Origin of the sequence: Photobacterium indicum (genome assembly GCF_003026215.1) — a bacterium.
Lineage (GTDB): Bacteria > Pseudomonadota > Gammaproteobacteria > Enterobacterales > Vibrionaceae > Photobacterium > Photobacterium indicum.
Window position 1 is genome coordinate 15,524 of record NZ_PYOC01000016.1, and the last position, 21,301, is coordinate 36,824.

The following is a 21,301-nucleotide window of genomic DNA, read 5'->3' on the forward strand; positions in this document are numbered from 1 at the left end:
CAATGCCCACCAAATGTGAAGTGACGTCAGTAGAGCCACTTGCCTGCAATACATTTCGTATTCTGCTAAAGCCAGAACAGAATGTTGATTATAAAGCGGGTCAGTATCTACTCGCGGTAATGGGTGAGAAAGATAAGCGTCCATTTTCGATAGCAAGCAGCCCTTGCCGTGACGGTGAGCTTGAATTACATATCGGCGCTGCAGAGCATAACCCTTATGCGATTGAAGTGGTTGAAGCCATGAAGACAGCGTTAGCAAATGGTACAACCGTTGAAATTGAAGCACCGCATGGTGATGCTTGGGTTCGTGATGATAGCGACAAACCGTTATTGATGATTGCTGGTGGCACGGGCTTTTCTTATGTACGTAGTATCTTAGATAACTGCTTAAGCCGTGGTGTTACTCAACCTATCTTTGTTTATTGGGGCGGGCGTGATGCTTGCCAGCTTTATGCGCACGATGAACTGCAAGCATTAGCGAAACAGCACAGTAACCTTACCTATATACCTGTCGTTGAAGATGCACCGAAAGAGTGGGTTGGTAAAACAGGAAATGTACTAGAAGCCGTTAGCAATGATTTTGTTAGTCTATCAGCGTACGACATTTATTTGTGTGGTCGTTTTGAAATGGCTGGCGCGGCTCGTGAGCAATTTACGGCAGAAAAAGGTGCAGATCGCGAGCGTATGTTTGCTGATGCATTTGCATTTATTTAAAAATACGATGAGTAGCGTGTGGCTATCTGAGGTTAGTCGCTGATTCCAAAACTGTGTTAGTTTAACGGTGAATATTGAAAGGCGAGATTATCGATCTCGCCTTTTCTATTTGAACCGTATTATTTTCAGCCATTCTGCCAAAAAAGCAGCACGGGTATTGGGCTGGCGCTAAGGTTTCACATTGCGGTTGATTGGGTTCTGTAGCGAAATTAATGTTTCAGTCGATTGCACTTCATCGATAGCTTGAAGCTTATCAATGAGTACATATTGCAACTCTTCAATCGAATGGCACATCAGTTTAACGAAAATGTTATAAGCGCCAGTGGTGTAATATGCCTCAACGACTTCATCCAATTCTTTGAGCTTTTCTATGGCTGAATGGTAATCGCGTGCAGCATTTAAATTAATACCAATGAAACAACATACGTCATAGCCCAATAATTTAGGGTTTACCACCACTTCTGTTCCTGTGATGATTTCTGATGTTCGCATTTTTTCTACCCGAACATGCACGGTAGCCGGGCTTACATTAAAACGTTTTGCCATTTCGGCATAAGGTATTCTGGCATCATGCATTAAGGCTTTTAAAATATCGCGGTCTAAGTCATCAATTCGAGGGTGCTGGGTCATGATTTTCGTCAATCCATTGTTTATACGTAACAGCTCATATCTTATACTGGTTTAAATCCCAGATTCATACCTAACAATAAAATAGAGTTATAAGCACTGTAAAGGAATGACAGTGCTCAGTGGCTGATTCACCTCATTCCAGGTTACCAGGATCCTGTTGTCGTTTATGCGTTTTATTATTTTATTCTTGATGGGTTTTCTCACACTCCCATCTTTTGCTGAGCCGGCAAAAAATACCCTCGTTATTCACTCTTATCATCAAGGATTGTTGTGGACCGACGCCTTACAAGCGGGATTAGAGGCAACAACACGGCCTTATAATATTCCATTGAATGTCAGTTATATGGATACCAAACGCTATCAATCTGAATTCGATCTTGCCAAGCGATTAGAGATTTATCGCGATAAGTTAGCTAATGAGAAATTTGATGCGATCGTGGTGACGGATGATTATGCCTTGTGGTTAGTGAATCAACTTGCCGATGAAGTGGGTAATACACCGATAATTTTGGGTGGAATTAATGATTACACACCAGCGAAGCATGAGCAGCTGAAGTTTGTTACAGGCGTATTAGAGGTTGATAGTGTGGCTGATAATATTCAATTGGTGCGTTCATTACAGCCAAACCTAAAACATATCTACTTTTTAGCGGATGACACATATACCGGGCGAACTTTTTGGGCAAAAGTTGAACGTTATTTGGCACAAGCCCCCATTAATGGTGTCCAATTCACGCGGCTTCCCATTGAGGAGTTCTCAGCGTTATTTGATCATGCGAGTAAGCTTCCTCCCGATTCAGCTGTGATTTTTCTGAGCTATTTTAAAGATAGTACAGGGCATTATATGGCGAGTGATGTTTTTTTACAGCAGTTCACTGAGCGGGTTTCTGCACCGGTATACGTTTCTTATCGTTATATGCTGGATCTTGGCGCGACTGGCGGGGTCGTCACAAGCGGGGTTGAACAAGGCCGTAAAATGGGCTCACTGTTGGTGAAAGTCCTCAATGGAAAACAAGGTGAAATACCTGAGTTTATTAATAACTCAACCCAAATTGCGTTTAACTACCAACAGCTTAAGCGCTGGGGGTTAACGGTTGTCGATCAATATGCATTGCTAATCAATAAGCCAATTACCTGGTATGAGTATTATAATAAAGAACTGAAAGCACTCAGTATCTCGGTTGCATTGATGGGGGTGGTGATTGTTTTATTAGTACTGATGATTCGTCAGTTACGAAAGAGCGAACAACAATTACAACAAAGCCAAGCCTTGTTTGAGGGGGTGTTTGATCAAAGTTTTCAATATATTGGTATTCTAGACTCAAACGGCGTATTGATCTCCGGTAACCTCGCCTTACAGAATTTGCTGGGGCATAAGATCATTAAATATGATCGTCCGTTATGGCGCTGGCATTGCTGGCAACAAGAAACTGCCGTTAAACTCAGCCAGACATTTATCTCAGCCCAACAAGGGCAGCTTCTTCGTTTTGAAGCGCCAGTGCAAAGTATTGATGATGGGATACGGGTATTAGATATTTCGGTCAAAAACATGCCGACGGCTCAAGGTGAAAGTGAGCAAGTGTTGATTGAAGCGCGTGATGTTACCTCACGTCACCAGATGGAAGATAAATTACGCGAGCGTGAAGTGAGCTACCGCTTACTCTACGAGCAGCAACCCGTCATTCTTTTAGCCATCGACAGTCAAGCGCGGATTCAGTCGGTTAATCAGTTTGCTGCCGATTTATTGGGTTATAAAAAACGCGATATGCTGGGACATAAAGTAACTGACTTTTACTTAGATAATGACGTTTTGCCGCAACAATTTATTTCAAACTCTAGGTTGAATGACGATCAAATTGTTTGGCGCCGGCAAGTTAGATATAAGTGTGCAGAAGGTAAATCGGTATGGGTACGTGAAACCATTCGTTCAACCCAATCGAAATTGCAGCTTTTGCTGGTGGGGGAAGATATAACCTCAACACGAGAGCTGGAAGAAAAATTGGAATATCAGGCGTGCCATGATTACCTTACCGGATTACTTAATCGCAATTACTTTGAAACTCAGTTAGAAAATGTTTTAGTCGAAGCTAGAGAAAATGATATTCGTCATGCGATGTTTTATATCGATTTAGATCAATTTAAAGTGATAAATGATACCGCAGGGCATGAAGCTGGTGATGAAGCCTTAAGGCAGGTGGCATTATTGCTACAAGACATAACCCCAGAACATGCGACATTGTCGCGTTTAGGTGGGGATGAATTTGCCATTATTTTACGCCACTGTACACAATACGAAGCAGTGACATTTGGTGATGAAATTCTACACTTGTTAGAAGGGGCTGAGTTTTTCTGGCAAAACACCCGCTTTAGCTTTAGTTGTTCGTTAGGTATTCGTTTGATTGATGAGACGGCAGGCTCTCCTCAACAGGTTCATGCGCAGGCAGATACTGCTTGCTATGCCGCCAAAGACGAAGGGCGTAATCGTCTGCACCTCTATCACCCTGACGATGAAGAGCTCAAACGTCGCGAGTTGGAAATGGAATATGTGAACCATATTCACAAAGCATTAGCTGAACAGCGATTTGAATTGCATGCCCAGCAAATTGCACCTGTGGCATCTGGCTCGACGAAGCAGCATTATGAAATATTGGTAAGAATGCGTAACAGTGATGGCAGTATGGTGTCTCCAGGGCTCTTTATGCCTGCCGCTGAGCGTTACAATATCGCTCACCTGATTGATCGTTATGTTGTAAAAGGGGTTATTGAGTGGCTGCAAGCCAACAAAGAGGCAGTTGAAAAGCTAGAATTATGCTCGATTAACCTATCGGGGCAATCGATGGGGAATCGAGACTTTGTCGGTTTCTTGATTGAGCAGATTCGTGATTCAGGTTTACCTCCATCAAAGCTGTGTTTAGAAATTACGGAAACCGCGGCAATCGGTAATATGAGTGAAGCCATTCAATTGTTTACTCAACTTAAGAACCTTGGCTGTCTTATTGCGTTGGATGATTTTGGCTCGGGATTATCCTCCTTTGGTTACTTGAAACGGATGCCTGTCGATATTATTAAAATTGACGGCATGTTTGTGCGTGATATTGCTGAAGATGAAATGGATTTTGCGATGGTGAAAGCGATTAATGAACTTGCAAAAAAAATGGGCAAGCAGACGGTCGCTGAATTTGTTGAAAATGAAGCTATTTTAATGCGCCTGCAAAGCCTTGGGGTGGATTACGCGCAAGGTTATTTGTTTGGTAAGCCAAAGCCTTTAGCGGAATTAGTGGCGGAATTAAGCCAAGATGAAATCTCGGTGCTATAATCCTGCGCCTTATTAGCATTATATTCAGTTGAACCAGCCTAAACCTCTATCACGGTGTGATTGTGAAGAGAAGTGCTAAGACAATGTTAGAACCGGAGAGTGTTGTGCAGTTAGCTTTAATTTGTGAAAACCCAGAACGCCAGAATGAACTGGATGAATTAGCACAACGCTGGGGTCTGAGCCACGATGAAAACAGTATTTTTGCGTTAGTTCTGACAGACACCCAGCTTGAGCTACGTAAATTAGACGAAGCGAAATTGGGAGCGGTATTTGTCGATCTTGTCAGTGGCGCGGCGGCGCATCGACGTAAGTTTGGTGGCGGTCGTGGTCAGGCGATAGCCAAAGCGGTTGGTTTGAAGAAAGGGGTAATGCCGCGAGTGCTGGATGGTACCGCTGGTTTAGGGCGTGATGCCTTTGTATTGGCATCGTTAGGTTGTACGGTGCAAATGGTTGAGCGTCATCCTGTGGTTGCAGCATTGTTGGATGACGGGTTAACGCGAGCAAAACAAGATCCTGAGATTGGAGGGTGGATTAGTGAGCGTTTATCGTTACTGCACGCTTCAAGCCACGATGCATTAGTTAAGTTGGTTGAAGACCCCGACTTTATTGCTCCTGATGTGGTGTATCTTGATCCTATGTATCCACATAAGAAAAAATCGGCTTTAGTTAAAAAAGAAATGCGTGTATTTCAAACGTTAGTGGGTGCAGATAACGATGCCGACAGTTTATTTGCACCGGCTATGGCATTAGCAACGAAACGTGTTGTGGTAAAACGTCCTGATTATGCAGAGTTTTTAGCAAATGCTAAGCCCTCAACGGCAATTGAAACGAAGAAAAATCGATTTGATGTGTATGTAAAAGCTGCAATGACGTAAATTATTAGGTAATCTAACTGATAATGATTAGCGTTTGCTGGGGTAAAGATGACCAAAACTTTGTGTAAGTTTCGTCGTATTGAGATTGCAGATAAATTTTCGACGATCACGAGTATTATTAGTCAGCCAAAATATGTGTGCAGCAGTTGTGCACGTTCAGCAAACGATAAAGCTTATTTATGTAAGCCTAGTGCGCTTGGAAAACTTACTAAGAGTAAACCTGCGAATCGTGTGCCTGTCGCGGTTACAACTTCAGGCGTTGCGCCTGTGATGACCCAGAACTTACCCGTTACGAATGCAATATCTCAAACCACAGTGCATTCATTGCCTACACTTTCTATGGGTGCGCAAGCGCAGCTTCAAGCGATGGTAATTATTGAGCAAGAACAGGCAAAACCTGATGTTGTTTTTACCAATAAGCAGGCGAAGAAATTGAAAAAGCTTGCGAAGAAAAAGAATAAGCAATTAAAGCAAGCAGCCAAAGCCGTAAAGCAATATAACAAAGCATTAAAAAAGGCGAAGAAAGCCTTAAATCTGTAATGCGTTGAACAGAAGTTTCACCCGCAAAAAAGCCTCCATTAGGGAGGCTTTTTTATATTTCATCGATTGTCGTATTAAGATTCTTTAATTAGAACCGCTGTCATCAAACAAGTGATCACAGAAACAACAATACCTGAAACTATCATCCACGGAAGCATATCCATAGTGCGTTATCCAACAAGTAGCGACTAGAGACTACATTGAATAACTTTTACATTCTGCTATCAATGGGGTAGATATAAGCTGAAATAACTATTAACACTTGGTAACAATTATCCATTTATAGCGTATATTTGATGACCTTAGGGTATAAAAAAGCACCCTTACGAGTGCTTTTTGATAAAGAATAGTATGTTAATTAAATGTTAGCTTTTGGCTGGAAGCGCTAAGGTCAATGCCTGACGTGAAACATCTGCAGCACCTTGGTTATCATTTAATTTATCAAGTACCTCTACAAGGTAAGCATAATCTGACACTGTTGGACCAAGTTTTATCGCTTGTTCGAAATGTGTTTTTGCTTCTTCCCATTTCTGTTCTCGAATAAACAGTTGACCCAAGGCACTATGAGTTGCTGGGTTGCTGCTATCGAAACGCAGTAGGTCTTGCAGGCGTACAATCGCAGGGTGTACATCTGGCAAATTGAGCTCAGCGACTAATGAAATAAGCCGAGGATCGGTCTGCTTTTTCAGTGAGTCGCATAATACTGTGTAAGCCTCTGAATCAGCTTTGCGTTTAATCATCTCTTTGACAAAACAACAAATCAACTCTGGGCGTTGCTTAGCTTTTCGACTCAGTGCATTCCAGTGGCCCATTAAGCCATCACTACCGCTGTGTTGACCGATATGTGCCATTAAGCCACATTCTGCCTGTAGCTCTAAGTCCGTCGCCTGTTGTGTGGTTAATACGCCCGTCTTTTCTAGTTGTGGCAATAAGTTTAATAGCGGTTGCCAGTCTTCTAGTTGGATATAGCAGTCTTTTAGCAGAGCTAACAAAATAGGGTTGCGGCTGTTATTTTGTTTGATGTCTTGCAGTGTTGCTAATGCTTGTTCGTATTGCGCTTGACGGTACTGCAATTTAGCACGCGTTAATGCAACGGCGAGGCTGTTATCATCAAGCTCTGCTGCTTGCAGAAGGTATTGATCACGCAGTGTGGCATTACCTTGACCTTGTGCTGCTTCTGCTGCTGCAAGGTAGTTTAGTAATGGTGTGTCACTATGTTTTGCTGATTTAACAACAAGCTTTTCTGCTTGTTTCCAATCACCTTCAATAACTTTCATTAAACCATTTGATGTTTGTACTCGTGCTTTACGCACTTTACGACCACTGAACCAGCCGCGTGTTGAGCTGCCAGCTGATAGTAAACGCTTAAGAATGGTTTCTACTAAGAAGAATACACCAAATAGAACAACCACTAATAAAATGAGCGTGGTGAGGCTCATTTCGATAGTCTGGTTAGCGGCAGAGATCAAGACATAGCCTTGATTACCTGCAAGCATAGGACCGACGACAATACCTGCAATCAGAGCAGCTACCAGCAGTAAAAGTTTAATCATGCTGGATTCTCCTCTGAGCTGAGTGGCTTGATTTTGCCGCGTAAACGTTCGTTGATTAGATCTGAGATAATTGGTTGTGACTGTAATCTGTCTGGGTAGCTAGCTTCTATGTTTTCTTTCGCGAGCTGATCAAGCGTATTGATAAAGCTTTGCGTCGCTGGGTCGTCAATATTATAGAACTGTTCTGCCCATTCTTTAGCCATCGTTAACGACGTTGCATAAACCTCACCTTGCTCGCGATACACTGAGTGAATGGCTGTTTCTAGCTTCGACTTAATATTTTCTTGCAGGTAGAAATCTTGCTTAGGCGAAAGGAGAGGAATAACGCTGCCATCGCGTTGGCGGTAGGTGACAAAGTGCTCGCTGAAATTTTGCAGTGATGTTTTAAGGTTTGTTTGCCAATCATCAACAGAGGTTGAAACGACATTCTCTTCAACAGATTTAGCTTCTGGAATTATCGCATTGGCTAGCGGTAGGGTTGCTACTTGCTCTTGTAAACTTGTTAAGCGTAGTACTAAACCATCGCGATCAATACGAGCAACCGCCTTCAACGAAGTAATGTCGTTGCTCATGGCTTTACGTACATTACGTAGACTTGGGTCGTTTAGTTCTGCAATGCGATGATCGGCAGATTCAAGCAGTGTGGTTGAACTTATCACATCATGTTCGAGCCATAATTTACGTCCTGCCATTTTGATTAAATAATCTGCTTCTGCAAGTAGCCAATCGTTAGGACGGCGACCTTCCATTTCAGATAAGGCAAGTTGTAAACTGGAAATAGATTTATCTTGCTGCTCAATAACAACTTGTGTGCGTTGTAGGCTTTGATCAACCTGTCCAATGGTTTCTTTTTGGCTGGTTTGCACTTGGTTGGTGATATTGGCTATTTGCTGTTGTAGTGCAGCAATTTGAGCTTCTTGTGCAAGACCTTGTTGATGACCGTGGTAATACAAACCAGCGCCAAGTGCGATAACAAGAGCAATAGCGATAGCACCAGTTTTACTGCCACTTTTCTTTTCTGCTGGTGGCGTTGCTGGTTTAGCTGCTGCTTTTCTCTCTGTGGTATTGGTCTCAGCTTTTGCTTCAGTCGCTTTTGGTGCTGCTGAAGAACTTACCGTTGAAGCCGTTTTATTTGCTTCAGCTTTAGCTGCTTCACGCTGTGTAGAGGTTTGCGGTGCCTGTGCTTTCGCACTTGATTGGCCCTGCTTATTGGTTGTTTTTGCCCCTGCAGCTTGGTTGTTAGTTGCAGCGCTATCATTATTGGTTTTTTTATCAGTCATCCGATTATCCCATCGAGCCTATCTTACTTAGGAACGTGAAGAGTGCTTTATTTGAAGCACTACCCACGGTGGAAAAATTTTTATAACCAAGGTTTTTGGCTTGGTTAGCAATACGCTGGCTTGGTACGAAAAGGTGACATTGAAAAAACCAAGTCAGATATTGTTTTGGAACTAAATGTGTTAAATACGCGAGTTGTTCACCGCTCGTCACCACTAAAGTTGACACATTCTGTGCCTGCCAAGTGCGGCAAAGTGCCTCTCCATTTAATGCTAGCCAAGTGCGCTGGTAAGTTTCACAGTAACTTACTTTTGCATTGCGTTCTGTTAGCGTTTGATGGATCAGTTCTCGTCCGCCATTTCCTCGTAAAATAAGGATTTGGCGATCAGTTACATTAGCCAATTCAGGCAGCGCGAGTAACCCTTCGCTATCGCAACGCGTTTGTGGAGAGATGACCTTTTGACCTGTCACTCTCTTTAACGTTGCGGCTGTTTTATGTCCAACGGCTATATAATGCACGTTTTTTGGCCAGCAGACATCCTGTGACATCAAATAATTGTGGGCCAAATTGACTGCATGAACACTGATAACAATCAGAAAATCATCAGTTTTCAAGTTTTTTAGCTTATTAATCAAGTCTGGTAGGTCATTACCAGCCTTGATTGTGAGTAACGGTTGAGCTATCGCATTGATCCCCGCAGCATTGAGTTGCTGAGTTAGTTCGTGGCAATCCGGTTCTGGACGGGTGATCAATATACTCATTATGCGTTGCCGTAAAGCTCGTCTAAAATTTCTTTTGCACCGTCAGCCAGTAGTTGTTCGGCAAGTTGGGTGCCCAATGCTTCACCGTTAATGGCTGGTCCTGTTATCTCACCACGCACCATTTTGCTGCCATCTGGTTCACCCACTAAAGCACGTAACCAAATTTGATCACCTTGTAGCTCAGAGTAACTGCCGATAGGTACTTGGCAGCCGCCTTGTAGGTGGTTGTTCATTGCACGTTCACAAAAAATGCGTGTTGCTGTTTCAGGGTGGTTAAGGGTCGCTAGTAGCGCTCTAACACGGTGATCATCCAAACGACATTCAATGCCTACTGCACCTTGACCAACTGCGGGTAGACTTTCTTCTGGCTCAATAGCAGAGCGAATACGATCATGCATTTTTAAACGCATTAGCCCTGCGCATGCAAGAATGATTGCATCATACTGACCTTCGTCGAGTTTACGCAGACGTGTATTCACGTTGCCGCGTAAATCATTAATGATTAAATCTGGGCGTTGTGCACGAAGTTGGCACTGTCGACGTAGGCTAGATGTGCCGACAATAGAGCCTGCAGGCAATTCTGCAATACTGTTGTAGGTATTCGAGACGAATGCATCGCGTGGGTCTTCGCGTTCACAGATCGTCACAAGACCAAGGCCTTCCGGAAATTCAACAGGCACATCTTTCATTGAGTGTACTGCGATATCTGCACGCCCTTCCAACATTGCGACTTCGAGTTCTTTAACGAATAGACCTTTACCGCCAACCTTGGCAAGTGGAGTATCCAGAATTATGTCGCCTTTGGTTACCATAGGTACCAATTCAACCACTAAGCCTGGATGTGCTTTTTCCAGTTCTGCCTGTACAAATTCAGCTTGCCACATTGCAAGTGGGCTTTTACGAGTAGCAATGCGGATCGGTTTATCGGTCATAAAAATAGGGTCCATAAAGTTCGCGTTAATCACACTAATCGTACCATTCAAGGGGCTGGATGATAATTCACTTATTGTGCTCAGTGCGTTCACGCAGTATTGTCTTGATATGTGCTGTAAATAATGTGATATTTCTCACATAATATTCAAGTGAAAAAAGTATTACAGTGCCATTACTTGTGGCTTAAGTCGTATATACTAGCTTGAAGAAACAAAGGATAGACCATTTAGTTTTATTGCTAGCCATTAATAACCTGTCACAAATCGTCACTAACTTTACGACCATGGTGAAAAGTGTTACATTGATCACGTTTTCGCTTCTGTGTCGAACGAAAATCACGCTAATAGTGACAAGATTTGAGCCGCTTTCACGCTGGCAGCTCTTGGAAGAGTAATTTGCATAACTATATCCAGATGCTAAAAAATAGATTAGACGGACATAATCAGCTGCGCATTGAACGTGCACGAGCAGCGATGAATGTTCAATCTGAACAGGTTTTTGACCTGTTATCTATATTGCTTCACTATAATCATCCAGCGGTACCAGGATACCTTGAGCAAAAGGTACCATTTGGTATTGCTAACTTTGCCGTTTCTGCGTTTCAGCAGCAATTTATTGATGATTGTGGTTTGGGCACGCAAAGCCTTATCCCTACCACACAAATAGATGATTCAGAATGCTCAATCACTGGCTTATACGCCATGGGCAGTACGTCATCTATTGGTCAAAGTTTAACAAGTGATCTTGATATTTGGGTCTGCATTCGCACGACACTTTCAGCTAGCTGCCGTGAAATATTAGACGCTAAATGTTCACTAGTTTCTGAATGGGCAATGAGCCAAGGCGTAGAAGCTAATTTCTTCCTGATTGATGAAAATCGTTTTCGCGATAACTTTTCCGAAAAAATGACCGGTGAAAACTGTGGTTCAAGCCAGCATTTATTGTTACTTGATGAGTTTTATCGTTCAGCTGTTTGCCTTGCTGGTCAGCCTTTGTTGTGGTTTATGGTGCCACCAGAGATGGAAGAGTGTTACGACGAATACATCGAGTATTTAGACTCAGCTGGGTATATTCGTCGTGATGAGTGGATTGATTTTGGTGGGCTGACGCGCATTCCTGCTGAAGAGTATTTTGGTTCTAGTTTATGGCAGCTTTATAAAAGTATCGATTCACCGTACAAATCGGTCTTAAAAGCCATTTTGCTGGAAGCCTATTCTTGGGAATATCCGCATACTCAATTATTGAGCGTTGATGGTAAACGTCGTTTCTTCTCAGAAGATCGTACAGATTTCTGTATGGATGCGTATTACCTGATGCTAGAAAAAGTTACTCGTTACCTTGAACGTATTAACGATCATCGCCGTTTAGACTTGGTGCGTCGCTGTTTTTACTTGAAGACCCATGAAAAACTCACGCGAGAGCCTTCTTCTGGCTCGGTGCCTTGGCGTCGAAAGGTGCTTCAGCAGCTCACGACTGATTGGCATTGGTCACAAGAGGTATTGGAAGAGTTAGATAACCGTCGTGATTGGAAAGTCGGACAAGTAAAGCGTGCGCATAATGAATTACTTGATGCCTTGATGCTCAGCTATCGAAACTTGATTCGTTTTGCTCGTCGCAACAATATTACTTCGGCAATTAGCCCTGAAGATATCAGTATCTTAGCGCGTAAATTATATGCTGCTTTTGAGGTGCTACCCGGTAAGGTAACCTTACTTAATCCACAGATTTCACCTGATCTACATGAGCCTGATCTCACGTTGATTCAGGTGCCTGCTGGTCGTACGAATACTGCAGGGTGGTATTTGTATAAACAGCCGCTCGATCCGTTTGCGATTTTAGGGCAACCATCGTTAGAGCATAACCGTTATCTCAGTAAGCTGGTGGCATGGTCATATTTTAATGGCTTGCTAACAGAGTCGACCTGTTTACACAGTGTGGCGAACGGGACGGATATGGACATTGATAAGCTGTATCAGCTTGTGAGTGACATTCGAAATACCTTCCCAATTCGTCGTCCAAATCCTGGGTTACAGGCGCTATCTAGCCCATGTGAAATTCGTCAGTTAGGGTTATTCATTAATTTGGAAAATGACCCAACGACAGAGCTGAAAAATCGTTCAGTTCGTTTTGATTTTAAAAATACCGATATTTTCAGTTACGGCACAGAGCAGAGATGCTTAGTGGGTAGTGTTGATTTGGTCTATCGTAATTCGTGGAATGAAGTGCGTACACTGAATTTCAGTGGTGAAAACTCGATGTTAGATGCATTGAAAACCGTATTGGGGAAAATGCACCAAGATGCTATTCCACCAGAATCGGTTGATGTGTTCTGTTATAGCAAGCATATGCGCGGTTTAATTCGCAACTTGGTTTATCAGTTGGTCGCTGAGTGCATCGAAATGCGTTTAAAGCCGATAGAACAAGAAAAACGCCGTCGCTTTAAAGCGATTTGTATTGGTGATCAAACTCATGGGCTGTTTTTTGAACGCCGTGGTGTATCAGTGCAGAAATTGGAAAACTCGGTTGATTTTTATAGCTGTATTTCGACCAATAAGCTAACAGGCACGCCCAATGTTGTTATGGGTAAAATGGATGAACCGCATCCGCCTGAAATTGTTGATGCGTATGCGAGTGAAGGTTTAATCCAATTTTTCTTTGAAGATTGCGAAGACGGTTACAATATTTATATTCTTGATGAGACTAATCGTATCGAGATGTATCGTCAGTGCAGTGGTGATAAAGATGAAATGGTGCATGGGGTAAATCGCTTTTACACCTCATCGCAAGATCGCTTTAGCTATAGTGCGAATTTTATTAATTTTAATTTGCCACAATTTTACGAGATTGTGCATACCGATAATGGCGAGTTAAGAGTCATGCCATTCAAAAGCGGACAACAAGCATCGCGAAGCCCTACAGGTGTTAACCCGAAAGCTTCAAATATATCTCTATTATCACGTCAGTCTTGAGTTTTGCCTGTAGTTAGTTGAAATAATAAGTTTTTATAAAAAAGCCTTCAGTGATGAAGGCTTTTTTTATCGGAGAAATTGTTGATTATGACCAATCAACAGCCTCGCCTGCGTGAACAGAGCACTCACGTTTAACGAGAGCAAAGAACTCTTCGCCACTGCGAGTACAGCGCCATTCCCCGTTATTGTATTTGAAGTGATACCCACCCGATTTAGATGCCAACCACAGTTCGTGCAGTGGTTCTTGGCGGTTAATTACTATCTGGCTGCGGTTCTCAAATTCCAGTGTAAGTACATTCCCTGTCGTCTCAGATTCGATATCTGCACCTGATTCGTCGATGCCTTCTTCGATGATCATCAGCGCATGATCGACCAACTTATGAAATTCAGTATCATTCATCACATTGTGTCCTATTGCTTTTCCTATTCTTGGTGCGATTATAGAGGGCATTGAAATGATAATCACTGGCTTTCAAAAATGCATAAAGGTTTATTAGTAAGTTTAGTTGTGAGTGTTTTAGCCTTAACTGGCTGTGGGCAAAGCGGTGGGCTGTATATGCCTGAAGATACGTCACAGCAAAAAGAGCAACAACAGACACAAACACAGCAAGAATCTCAGCAGCAACAATCGCAAGAGCAGCAAGTGCAATTGTAATTATGGCTCATTGATAAAATAACAACGCGACCAGACAGGGAAGAAACAACTTGGATTACTTTAATTATCAACCGAACGGCCAATTGTGGGCTGAAGATATCGCATTAACCGAGCTTGCTGAGCGCTATGGTACGCCATTATATGTGTATTCACGTGCCACGCTTGAGCGTCACTGGAATGCATTCGACCAAGCGGTAACGGATCATCCTCATCTGATTTGCTACGCAGTAAAAGCGAACTCGAATATTGGTGTGCTGAACGTATTAGCACGGTTAGGTTCTGGTTTCGATATTGTCTCTCAAGGTGAACTTGAGCGTGTGATTACCGCGGGTGGTGATCCTGCAAAAGTGGTGTTCTCTGGGGTGGGCAAAACCGCAGTAGAAATGAAACGTGCGTTAGAGTTGGGTATTAAGTGTTTTAATGTTGAGTCTGAACCTGAGCTTGAACGCTTGAATCAAGTGGCAAGTGAGCTGGGAGTTATTGCACCGATTTCATTGCGTATTAACCCTGATGTTGATGCGCAAACACACCCTTACATCTCTACGGGCTTGCGTGATAATAAATTCGGTATCTTCTTTGAGCGTGCGGCTGAAGTCTACCGATTGGCACATAGCCTACCTAACTTGAACGTAGTGGGTATGGATTGTCATATTGGTTCTCAGTTAACTAATATCGACCCATTCATTGATGCGACAGATCGCCTATTGGCCTTGATCGATACCTTGAAAGCAGAAGGTATTGTAATTAAGCACCTTGATGTTGGTGGTGGCTTAGGCGTTACATACAATGAAGAGCAACCGCCGTTGCCGTCTGAGTATGCCTCTGCTTTGCTAGCACGTTTAAGTGAGCATTCTGAGCTGGAGTTGATCTTTGAGCCGGGTCGCGCCATTGCAGCGAATGCCGGTGTATTATTGACCCGCGTAGAATTTTTAAAGCACACCGATTACAAGAACTTCGCGATTGTCGATGCGGCAATGAATGACTTGATTCGCCCGACCTTGTACCAAGCATGGCAAAATATTGTGCCAGTGGTACCACGTGAAGGTGAAGCCAAAACGTATGATTTGGTTGGCCCGATCTGTGAAACCGGTGATTTCATTGGCAAAGATCGCGAACTATGTCTTGCCCCTGGTGACTTACTCGCGGTGCGTTCAGCGGGTGCTTACGGTTTTGTTATGTCGTCTAACTACAATACTCGTACTCGTGCGGCAGAGATCATGGTCGATGGTAATACCGCTCATGTGGTACGTGAACGTGAAAAGCTTGCAGAACTATGGCAATCTGAACATCTATTGCCGTAACCGTTGTACTTATGAATCATAACGAGAAGGAACATCATGCAGATTAATTTTTCCAAAATGCATGGGCTGGGAAATGACTTCATGGTGGTGGATTGTGTCACGCAGAATGTATTTTTTTCGCCTGATGCAATAAGGCGCTTAGCTGATCGTCACCGTGGCATTGGGTTTGACCAGCTATTGGTGGTTGAGCCACCTTATGATCCTGAAACTGATTTCCATTATCGTATTTTTAACGCTGATGGCAGTGAAGTTGAACAGTGTGGCAACGGTGCCCGTTGTTTTGCCCGCTTTGTTTGGATGAAAGGATTAACCAATAAATATCAAGTGGCGGTAAGTACCAAAGCCGGCAAGATGTTATTGAAGTTAGAAAATGATAATCAGGTAACTGTCAATATGGGCGTGCCTGAGTTTGAACCAAGTAAGATCCCTTTTCGCGCTAAGCAGACAGAAAAAACCTACATCATGCGTGTGGGTGAGCGCACTATGTTTTGTGGTGTAGTGAGTATGGGGAATCCGCACTGTGTTACCGTGGTTGATGACTTAGATCTCACTGACGTTGATACTCTAGGGCCATTGATGGAATCTCATGAGCGCTTCCCTGAGCGTGTTAATGCCGGTTTCATGCAAGTGGTATCGCGCAATGAGGTTAAATTACGGGTATACGAACGCGGAGCGGGTGAAACGCAGGCTTGTGGTAGTGGCGCTTGTGCTGCCGTTGCAGTGGGTTACCTTCAAGGTTTACTGGATGAAAATGTCAAAGTTAGTTTACCAGGTGGCGATTTACACATTAGCTGGGCTGGTGAAGGCAAATCACTGTATATGACTGGGCCAGTGGCACATGTTTTTGATGGACAAATAGTATTATGACCGATGCCTCACTACAGGATGATGCAGCGCTACTTCCCGATGCGCCATTGGATGATAAAAAGGTGGCGGAATATTTACTTAGCCACCCTGATTTCTTTGGTAGTAACTCTGAATTGCTGACGCACTTACGTATTCCTCACTCTGAACGTGGTGCGGTCTCGTTGGTCGAGATACAACTTGAACGGTTACGTAACCGTGTACAAGAACTTGAAGGGAATATTGGGAATCTAGTTTCTTTGGCTGCGAAAAATAGCGAGCTATTTTCGGTTTTTTCACTGGCACAGCAAAAACTGTTTCAAACCCATAATATTTACCAAGCGTTAATTGTATTGGATGATCTAAGCACTCAGCTTGGGTTGGAATTCAGTTTACGTTTGTTTGATAGCCTTGATGAGCAATTATTCTTAGAACGTCGATTATTTGATAACTTCCGTAAATCACGTTTAGTGGCTCGCTCAGTCTATTTAGGGCGGTTACGTAAAGCGGAAGCTGAGTTGTTATTTGAGCAACCACCACAGTTAGGATCGTTTGTGGTGTTGCCGTTAGGTGTCGATCGTCTGATTGGGTCGCTTAGCTTTTCAAGCCCTGATGGCGGTCATTTCCAGCCTGAAATGGATACCATGTTTGTTGAACAATTGGCGTCAGTATTAACCCGTTTGATTCATCACTGGGAATACAGCCGAGAGGTTATCGATTGAGTAGCTTACCAACCGCTTTAGAAAAACCTCTTCAATGTTTCTACGAATATATTCGTAGCGAGCGTGAATTGAGTTTACATACTCAGCAGAATTATAAGCGCCAACTCTCTACAATCGCAGAGCAGCTTGTGTCGTTTGAAGTAACCGATTGGACCATGGTTGATGCTGGCTGGGTACGTCAAATTGCCAGTAAAGGTATGCGTGATGGGCTGAAAGCGAGCAGTATTTCGATGCGACTATCAGCCTTGCGCAGCTTTTTTGACTTTTTAGTACAGCAAGACATATTGAAAGCCAACCCTGCTAAAGGGGTGGCAGCACCACGCAAAGCGCGACCATTACCTAAAAATATTGATGTTGATGAAATGGATCAGCTGCTTAGCGTGAATGAAGATGACCCACTATCTATTCGTGATCGTGCCATGATGGAATTGATGTACGGTGCAGGGTTACGTTTAGCTGAGCTGGTTAGCTTGAATGTGCGTGATATTAGCTTGAGTAAAGGAGATATCCGTGTCATCGGTAAAGGGGACAAAGAACGCATTGTGCCTTTTGCTGGGCTCGCTCGTGAGTGGGTTGCTAACTGGTTAAAAGTGCGTGGGTCATTGGCTTCTGGTGATGAGCCGGGTTTGTTTGTGTCGAAATTAGGCACGCGTATCTCGACACGAAACGTGCAGAAAAGAATGGCAGAGTGGGGGCAGAAACAAGCTGTTTCAAGCCACATCAATCCACACAAATTACGCCATAGTTTTGCGACCCATATGCTGGAATCCAGCGGTGATTTGCGTGCGGTGCAAGAATTGCTTGGCCATGCAAATTTATCAACCACGCAAATTTATACCCACCTAGACTTTCAGCATCTGGCTAAAGTGTACGATGAGGCACATCCTCGAGCCAAGCGTGGTCGTCGCTAGCCTCTAGCACTGAGCGTGCGTATTTAATATAACGCATAGATAACGTGTAGTTCCCCCACCTTGATTACAGGGCAGTTGTGTTCTGCCCTTATCGTTTTAGTTTTTTGAGGAAGCAGATGCAGTTTTATCGAAACCTTCAGCCGATCAAAGCCCTGACGTTTGATTTAGACGATACGCTTTATGATAATCGTCCGGTTATCGTGCGCGCAGAACAAGCTATGTATGATTGGTTGGCAGAGTATCACCCTTGTAGCTACACCCTTACCAGGCAAGATTGGATGGGCTTAAAGCAACATATTGCCATGGCAGATCCAATGCTTAAACACGATGTGACTTTGTGGCGTTACGAGCTGATAAAGATTGGTTTAATGCAATTGGGCTATCGTCTGGCTGATGCTGAAAAAGCCGCTCACCATGGGCTCGAGGTGGTACTTGCTGTACGAAATAACGTCAATGTACCAGCAGAAACGCATAGGGTACTGAGTGAACTTGCTCAACGCGTGCCTTTATTGGCGATAACGAATGGCAATGTTGATGCGGATAAAATAGGGCTAGGGCAATACTTTTCACGGGTATTAGTGGCAGGCCGTGATGGTTTAGCGAAACCTGCACCAGATTTGTTTGCTCAAGCTGCGGCATTACTTGGGCTACCCGCTGAGTACATTTTACATGTCGGCGATCATCTAGTGACCGATGTTGGTGGGGCGAAAAAGAATGGTTTTCAGGCGTGCTGGTATAACGATCAATTGCGTCAATTGCATTCTGAACCAAGAAGCCGATTACTCCCTGATATCGAAATCTCTCAGTTAGCGCCTTTGCTTACTCTCGTGTCTTGATGTAGAAATGTCGACAGGGTTAATACCAATCAAGTAACCAAAAGGCGACTATTGTTCGCCTTTTATGGTTTTAGCGATAGAACAATATGGCTATTTAATTAAGCTGCGTTTAGGTTGCTCGCTACTGATTAGGCGATCAAGTGAAAATAGCCCAGCGCCCCAAAAGATATTCACTAAAATCATCATTCCCCATAACTGGTGGTCATAAAAGCCTTTTTCCCACAGCAGCGGATAAGAGGCAACGGCGACGATATTAAAGATAAATAAGATTAATGCCATTGGGCGAGTAAATAAACCAAGCGCTAAAAATACCGGTAAAATAAGCTCTGCTGCAGTACCGGAATAAGCCGCTAGTTGCCATGGAATAACTGGTACCTGATACTCATATTCGAATAAATACAGTGTGCTGTCCCAGCTTGAAAACTTCACCATGCCTGATTTAAAGAAGACCCAAGCCACCCATAAACGTGTAAATAACAATAAAAATGGTGTTAATAGCTCAGCGATTTTTTGACCGATATTATCGATACTTCGAATGAAATTCAGCATCATTTATTTCCCTTTGGTTGACAGTGAACATCTGAAAAAATGTGTTGCTGTACTAATTCACTGAGCATTGCGAGCATGGTGTCATCAGCCTTATCCAGCGTTTTCTGTTGTTGGCTTAAGGTAACCAGTGCGGTAGCGGCACTATTCGTATTCATTACCAAAATCTGTTTAGCACGGTGCTGGATGATGGCTGACTCAGGTTGATTAATATCGAATTCTTCGAAGTTGTTATTCGTCACCATTTGCCACAAGGTGACCACGGCGTAAGACGAATCAAAGCATAAGGTGAGATGTGGAACTTCAAATTGTAGCGATGAGAAATCGCTCTCTGCTAACCCTTGTAGTTTGTGGAGTGGAAACAATGAATCGATCGCAGGCTGGTGATTAGCGCGATCAACGCACCATTCTAACGCTGCTAAATCAGCAAGGTATGGAACGGCTTGATGCAATTCGGTAGTCTGGGTAATTGCGTCATCCAATCCTGCACCATAATGGCTTACGTCCCCTTGTTCGAGAGGGTGAGACAAGACATATTGGCGCGCTAATTGGCTAAAGCATTCATCGCCTACGACGGCTTTGATTGCGGGGTAAGTCGCTTCTAAAATTTCAGATAAACTAATAATAAAGTTATTACGGTAGATCTGAATTAACTGCTCTGCAGGAAATTGCCCCCGAACAATTTGATTTGTCACATCACTTTCTTGATAGTGAAGTGCATCAGAAAATGCTTTTTGCAGATCATGCAGAGAGCGGCTAGGTGGTTGTGATTTGTCCATATTGCGCCTCTTGCATTAAAATTGTGTTGGCTTTATCAGCTTCTGCTAATAACACCGAAAGTTCAGGAATATCTAAATCCCATTCAATCAGCGTGGGTGTGGCACCGTGTTGCTGTATCCAGTGACGGTACATTTGCCATACGGGGTCGCTAACGGGTTTGCTATGGGTATCAATCCAAATTTCGCCATCATCAAATTTCTTTACCGTAAAGCCAGCAAGGTGAATTTCTTTTACCGATAATGGATCTAATGCCGCAATGTATTCATTGCTGTCAAAGCCGTGATTAAAGGCACTAACATAAATGTTATTAAAGTCGAGCAGTAAGCCACAGCCAGTACGCTGTTGTACGTGATGCAGAAACTCCCATTCTGGAATCGCTGAATGCTGGAAGCTTAAATAACTCGATGGGTTTTCAACCAGTAATTGGCGACCGAGAAAATCTTGCACCTGTTCGACTTTGTCACAGAAATTGTTCAGGGCTTCTTCGGTATAAGGGAGTGGCAGTAAATCATTAAAAAACTGCCCGTCGACTGAACTCCAACTGAGATGATCTGAAACCGCAATCGGGTTTACCTCATCAACTAACTGCTTTAGTTGGACAAGGTGATCGCGGTTTAATGGATCTGCTGAGCCCAGTGATAACCCAATACCATGACAACTGATAGGGTAATGCTCGGCTATTTGACGTAGTTGTTCTCGCGCCATAGAAGCCGGATTAAAATAGTTCTCACTGTGAATCTCAAACCAGCCAATATCTGGCTGTTGAGTAATGACTTGAGATACGTGGGGAGAGCGTAAGCCCACCCCAACCATCTGCTGTTGAGACAATAAGCTCAATTACTTAGCCCTCTGTAGAACCACCAGATAAGCGGTCGCATAATCCTTTAGGTACCATCATGAATGCATCTTTTTGGCCATCAGTTTTTGATGTCCCGGCACATGAGCTGGTTTTGGTCGCACAGTCATTCTTACCGGCTTTAGCTACGCCGTAGCACTTTTCTTTTTCTTCAGCGGCAACGGCAGATGTAGAAGCCACAGTACCCGCTAGAGCAATAAGACCTGAAACAGCAGTCGCTAAAGCAATATTCGTTTTTTTCATGATGGTTCCTCAAAATTTACGTATTGCTGCGCAATTGCA

20 protein-coding genes and 1 pseudogene are annotated in these 21,301 nt (G+C 43.4%); 11 read left to right on the forward strand and 10 right to left on the reverse strand.

Annotated features, from left to right (window positions below; genetic code table 11):
• Positions 1-2: 2 nt before the first annotated feature.
• Positions 3-713: an NAD(P)H-flavin reductase gene (fre, locus tag C9J47_RS24460; protein ID WP_107256457.1), complete on the forward strand. Its 711-nt coding sequence runs from the start codon at positions 3-5 to the stop codon at positions 711-713.
• A gap of 168 nt (positions 714-881) precedes the next feature.
• Here the strand turns inward: fre and asnC are convergent, their stop codons facing one another.
• The gene (asnC, locus tag C9J47_RS24465) at positions 882-1,343 is read right to left on the reverse strand and encodes a transcriptional regulator AsnC (RefSeq protein WP_107256319.1); all 462 of its coding nucleotides are present in this window, start codon (positions 1,341-1,343) and stop codon (positions 882-884) included.
• Between the two features lie 166 nt (positions 1,344-1,509).
• On the opposite strand from asnC, the gene C9J47_RS24470 reads away from it, so the two are divergent.
• The 3 genes from C9J47_RS24470 to C9J47_RS24480 all read left to right on the forward strand — a co-directional run bounded on the left by C9J47_RS24470 (position 1,510) and on the right by C9J47_RS24480 (position 6,074).
• On the forward strand, positions 1,510-4,659 hold the full coding sequence (locus tag C9J47_RS24470; RefSeq protein ID WP_107256321.1) for an ABC transporter substrate binding protein: 3,150 nt from the start codon (positions 1,510-1,512) through the stop codon (positions 4,657-4,659).
• A 104-nt stretch (positions 4,660-4,763) separates the two neighbouring features.
• Positions 4,764-5,534 (forward strand): class I SAM-dependent methyltransferase, encoded by a 771-nt coding sequence (locus C9J47_RS24475; RefSeq protein ID WP_107256460.1) that lies wholly within the window; start codon positions 4,764-4,766, stop codon positions 5,532-5,534.
• Between the two features lie 48 nt (positions 5,535-5,582).
• Positions 5,583-6,074 (forward strand): hypothetical protein, encoded by a 492-nt coding sequence (locus C9J47_RS24480; protein ID WP_107256324.1) that lies wholly within the window; start codon positions 5,583-5,585, stop codon positions 6,072-6,074.
• A 365-nt stretch (positions 6,075-6,439) separates the two neighbouring features.
• Here C9J47_RS24480 and C9J47_RS24485 read toward each other — a convergent pair whose 3' ends face one another.
• Genes C9J47_RS24485 through hemC form a run of 4 tightly spaced genes read right to left on the reverse strand, consistent with a single transcriptional unit; the run spans position 6,440 to position 10,599 of the window.
• The gene (locus C9J47_RS24485; protein WP_107256326.1) at positions 6,440-7,627 is read right to left on the reverse strand and encodes a heme biosynthesis protein HemY; all 1,188 of its coding nucleotides are present in this window, start codon (positions 7,625-7,627) and stop codon (positions 6,440-6,442) included.
• Positions 7,624-8,907, reverse strand: coding sequence for a uroporphyrinogen-III C-methyltransferase (gene hemX, locus C9J47_RS24490; protein ID WP_107256328.1), 1,284 nt, complete (start codon positions 8,905-8,907; stop codon positions 7,624-7,626). Before hemX ends, C9J47_RS24485 begins: the two co-directional genes overlap by 4 nt.
• A gap of 4 nt (positions 8,908-8,911) precedes the next feature.
• Positions 8,912-9,667 carry a uroporphyrinogen-III synthase gene (locus C9J47_RS24495; protein ID WP_107256330.1) on the reverse strand — a complete coding sequence of 252 codons (756 nt, stop codon included), beginning with the start codon at positions 9,665-9,667 and terminating at the stop codon, positions 8,912-8,914.
• The gene (gene hemC / locus C9J47_RS24500) at positions 9,667-10,599 is read right to left on the reverse strand and encodes a hydroxymethylbilane synthase (RefSeq protein WP_107256462.1); all 933 of its coding nucleotides are present in this window, start codon (positions 10,597-10,599) and stop codon (positions 9,667-9,669) included. Before hemC ends, C9J47_RS24495 begins: the two co-directional genes overlap by 1 nt.
• A gap of 396 nt (positions 10,600-10,995) precedes the next feature.
• On the opposite strand from hemC, the gene C9J47_RS24505 reads away from it, so the two are divergent.
• Complete coding sequence (locus C9J47_RS24505; protein ID WP_281259026.1) at positions 10,996-13,569, forward strand: class I adenylate cyclase; 2,574 nt, start codon at positions 10,996-10,998, stop codon at positions 13,567-13,569.
• A gap of 85 nt (positions 13,570-13,654) precedes the next feature.
• Here C9J47_RS24505 and cyaY read toward each other — a convergent pair whose 3' ends face one another.
• A complete protein-coding gene (gene cyaY, locus C9J47_RS24510) occupies positions 13,655-13,969 on the reverse strand; it encodes an iron donor protein CyaY (RefSeq protein ID WP_107256335.1) in 315 nt (104 codons plus the stop codon).
• 78 nt (positions 13,970-14,047) lie between these two features.
• Between cyaY and lptM the strand changes: the two are divergent.
• The 6 genes and pseudogenes from lptM to yigB all read left to right on the forward strand — a co-directional run.
• A pseudogene (gene lptM, locus C9J47_RS27625) lies at positions 14,048-14,161 on the forward strand (LPS translocon maturation chaperone LptM); the annotation flags it as partial.
• Between the two features lie 113 nt (positions 14,162-14,274).
• Positions 14,275-15,525, forward strand: coding sequence for a diaminopimelate decarboxylase (gene lysA, locus C9J47_RS24520; protein ID WP_107256339.1), 1,251 nt, complete (start codon positions 14,275-14,277; stop codon positions 15,523-15,525).
• Between the two features lie 36 nt (positions 15,526-15,561).
• Complete coding sequence (gene dapF / locus C9J47_RS24525) at positions 15,562-16,392, forward strand: diaminopimelate epimerase (protein WP_107256341.1); 831 nt, start codon at positions 15,562-15,564, stop codon at positions 16,390-16,392.
• A complete protein-coding gene (locus C9J47_RS24530; RefSeq protein ID WP_107256343.1) occupies positions 16,389-17,090 on the forward strand; it encodes a DUF484 family protein in 702 nt (233 codons plus the stop codon). The genes dapF and C9J47_RS24530 overlap by 4 nt, the downstream gene beginning before the upstream one ends.
• A complete protein-coding gene (xerC, locus tag C9J47_RS24535) occupies positions 17,087-18,001 on the forward strand; it encodes a tyrosine recombinase XerC (protein ID WP_107256346.1) in 915 nt (304 codons plus the stop codon). Before C9J47_RS24530 ends, xerC begins: the two co-directional genes overlap by 4 nt.
• A 116-nt stretch (positions 18,002-18,117) precedes the next feature.
• Positions 18,118-18,837: a 5-amino-6-(5-phospho-D-ribitylamino)uracil phosphatase YigB gene (yigB, locus tag C9J47_RS24540; protein ID WP_107256348.1), complete on the forward strand. Its 720-nt coding sequence runs from the start codon at positions 18,118-18,120 to the stop codon at positions 18,835-18,837.
• Between the two features lie 90 nt (positions 18,838-18,927).
• Here the strand turns inward: yigB and C9J47_RS24545 are convergent, their stop codons facing one another.
• The 4 genes from C9J47_RS24545 to C9J47_RS24560 are packed head-to-tail and all read right to left on the reverse strand — an operon-like array spanning position 18,928 to position 21,262.
• Positions 18,928-19,386 carry a DoxX family protein gene (locus tag C9J47_RS24545; protein WP_107256350.1) on the reverse strand — a complete coding sequence of 153 codons (459 nt, stop codon included), beginning with the start codon at positions 19,384-19,386 and terminating at the stop codon, positions 18,928-18,930.
• Entirely contained in the window at positions 19,386-20,162 is a 777-nt protein-coding gene (locus C9J47_RS24550; protein ID WP_107256352.1) for an HvfC/BufC N-terminal domain-containing protein, read from the reverse strand. Before C9J47_RS24550 ends, C9J47_RS24545 begins: the two co-directional genes overlap by 1 nt.
• Positions 20,140-20,976, reverse strand: a complete 837-nt coding sequence (bufB, locus tag C9J47_RS24555) for an MNIO family bufferin maturase (protein ID WP_107256464.1) — start codon at positions 20,974-20,976, stop codon at positions 20,140-20,142. Before bufB ends, C9J47_RS24550 begins: the two co-directional genes overlap by 23 nt.
• Positions 20,977-21,004: 28 nt before the next feature.
• Positions 21,005-21,262, reverse strand: a complete 258-nt coding sequence (locus C9J47_RS24560) for a BufA1 family periplasmic bufferin-type metallophore (protein WP_006233435.1) — start codon at positions 21,260-21,262, stop codon at positions 21,005-21,007.
• Positions 21,263-21,301: the final 39 nt, after the last annotated feature.

Bases quoted from the DNA above. Each gene is read 5' to 3' on its own strand.
- C9J47_RS24560 (WP_006233435.1), bottom strand. From the start codon at position 21,262: ATGAAAAAAACGAATATTGCTTTAGCGACTGCTGTTTCAGGTCTTATT.
- C9J47_RS24485 (WP_107256326.1), bottom strand. From the start codon at position 7,627: ATGATTAAACTTTTACTGCTGGTAGCTGCTCTGATTGCAGGTATTGTC.
- C9J47_RS24545 (WP_107256350.1), bottom strand. From the start codon at position 19,386: ATGCTGAATTTCATTCGAAGTATCGATAATATCGGTCAAAAAATCGCT.
- asnC (WP_107256319.1), bottom strand. From the start codon at position 1,343: ATGACCCAGCACCCTCGAATTGATGACTTAGACCGCGATATTTTAAAA.
- C9J47_RS24550 (WP_107256352.1), bottom strand. From the start codon at position 20,162: ATGGACAAATCACAACCACCTAGCCGCTCTCTGCATGATCTGCAAAAA.
- C9J47_RS24470 (WP_107256321.1), top strand. From the start codon at position 1,510: ATGCGTTTTATTATTTTATTCTTGATGGGTTTTCTCACACTCCCATCT.
- C9J47_RS24480 (WP_107256324.1), top strand. From the start codon at position 5,583: ATGACCAAAACTTTGTGTAAGTTTCGTCGTATTGAGATTGCAGATAAA.
- cyaY (WP_107256335.1), bottom strand. From the start codon at position 13,969: ATGAATGATACTGAATTTCATAAGTTGGTCGATCATGCGCTGATGATC.
- hemX (WP_107256328.1), bottom strand. From the start codon at position 8,907: ATGACTGATAAAAAAACCAATAATGATAGCGCTGCAACTAACAACCAA.
- fre (WP_107256457.1), top strand. From the start codon at position 3: ATGCCCACCAAATGTGAAGTGACGTCAGTAGAGCCACTTGCCTGCAAT.
- bufB (WP_107256464.1), bottom strand. From the start codon at position 20,976: ATGGTTGGGGTGGGCTTACGCTCTCCCCACGTATCTCAAGTCATTACT.
- hemC (WP_107256462.1), bottom strand. From the start codon at position 10,599: ATGACCGATAAACCGATCCGCATTGCTACTCGTAAAAGCCCACTTGCA.
- dapF (WP_107256341.1), top strand. From the start codon at position 15,562: ATGCAGATTAATTTTTCCAAAATGCATGGGCTGGGAAATGACTTCATG.
- yigB (WP_107256348.1), top strand. From the start codon at position 18,118: ATGCAGTTTTATCGAAACCTTCAGCCGATCAAAGCCCTGACGTTTGAT.
- C9J47_RS24530 (WP_107256343.1), top strand. From the start codon at position 16,389: ATGACCGATGCCTCACTACAGGATGATGCAGCGCTACTTCCCGATGCG.
- C9J47_RS24495 (WP_107256330.1), bottom strand. From the start codon at position 9,667: ATGAGTATATTGATCACCCGTCCAGAACCGGATTGCCACGAACTAACT.